The sequence below is a fragment of the Brevundimonas sp. genome, assembly GCF_031082345.1.
In the GTDB taxonomy this organism is placed as follows: Bacteria; Pseudomonadota; Alphaproteobacteria; order Caulobacterales; family Caulobacteraceae; genus Brevundimonas.
Map to the genome: position 1 here is coordinate 1 of NZ_JAVHLH010000004.1, position 1,753 is coordinate 1,753.

At 69.7% G+C, this 1,753-nt stretch carries 1 protein-coding gene; it reads left to right on the forward strand.

The window, feature by feature from the left end; genetic code table 11:
• On the forward strand, positions 1-1,645 hold a 1,645-nt coding region (locus RDU12_RS00530), incomplete at its 5' end, for a DNA translocase FtsK (RefSeq protein ID WP_308683952.1).
• Positions 1,646-1,753 lie beyond the last annotated feature (108 nt).

The window sequence follows — 1,753 nt, forward strand, 5'->3', positions numbered from 1 at the left end:
TGACGACGGCCCGCCGTGGCGGGACGCCGCCCCGGTCCCCGCCCGCGGCGCGCCCGAGCCGAAGGTCGCCGCCGTCAAGGCGCCCAAGGCCTCGAAGCGCGAGCTCGACGACAGCCAGGCCGCTTTCGACTTCGCCAAGCCCTCGACCGGATTCGACCTGCCGCCGCTGTCGATGCTGACCAAGCCGGCCAAGCGCGTCGCCTCGGTCGACGAGGAGGCGTTGAAACAGAACGCCAAGATGCTGGAGGGCGTGCTGCAGGAATTCGGCGTGCGCGGCGTCATCGACCAGATCCGGCCCGGCCCGGTGGTCACCCTGTACGAACTGGTGCCGGCCCCCGGCGTCAAGCACGGCCGCGTCGTGGCCCTGTCGGATGACATCGCCCGCTCGATGTCGGCCCGCGCCTGCCGCATCTCCGTGGTCCCCGGGCGCAACGCCATCGGCATCGAACTGCCCAACGCCAAGCGCGAGACGGTCTATCTGCGCGACCTCCTGGCCTCGGCCGAATACGACAAGCCGGCCCATCTGCTGCCGCTGGCGCTGGGCGAGACCATCGGCGGCGAGCCCTATGTCGCCGACCTCGCGCGCATGCCCCACCTGCTGATCGCCGGCACCACCGGCTCGGGCAAGTCGGTCGGCGTCAACGCCATGATCCTGTCGATCCTCTACCGGCACAGCCCGGCCGAGTGCCGCTTCATCATGATCGACCCCAAGATGCTGGAGCTCAGCGTCTACGACGGCATCCCGCACCTGCTCGCCCCCGTGGTCACCGATCCCAAGAAGGCCGTCGTCGCGCTGAAATGGACCGTGCGCGAGATGGAGGACCGCTACCGCCGCATGTCCAAGCTCGGCGTGCGCAACGTCGCCAGCTACAACGAGCGCGCCCGCGCCGCCCAGGAGAAGGGCGAGCATTTCGAGCGCACCGTCCAGACCGGCTTCGACGACCAGGGCCGTCCGATCTACGAGTCCGAGAAGATCCGCCCCGAGCCCATGCCCTATCTGGTCGTGGTCATGGACGAGATGGCCGACCTGATGCTGGTCGCCGGCAAGGACGTCGAGGGCGCCGTCCAGCGCCTGGCCCAGATGGCCCGCGCCGCCGGCATCCACCTGATCATGGCCACCCAGCGTCCGTCGGTCGACGTCATCACCGGCACCATCAAGGCCAATTTCCCGACCCGGATCAGCTTCCAGGTCACCTCCAAGATCGACAGCCGCACCATCCTCGGCGAACAGGGCGGCGAGCAGTTGCTCGGCCAGGGCGACATGCTCTACATGGCCGGCGGCGGCCGCATCACCCGCCTGCACGGGCCGTTCGTGACCGACCAGGAGGTCGACGAGGTCTGCAAACACCTGCGCGCCCAGGCCGAGCCCGACTATCTCGACCTGATCACCGACGATCCGGACGGCGACGGCGACGCGGCCTTCGGCGACGAGGGCGGCGGCGGCTCGGGCGACGACCTCTACGACCGCGCCGTGGCCGTGGTGACCCGCGACCGCAAGGCCTCGACCAGCTACATCCAGCGCCGGCTGCAGATCGGCTACAACCGCGCCGCCTCGCTGATCGAGCGGATGGAGCAGGAAGGCGTGGTCAGTCCGGCCAACCACGCCGGCAAGCGCGACATCCTCGCCGGTCCGCCGCCGATGTAGGCCGCCCGCGGCAACGGAGACGGGCTCCCGACGTTAGGGAAGGCCGCCGTCTGCCCATCGAAGCTGAACAGGGCTTCATCGGAGCGCCTGAATATGGTCAGGCTGGGG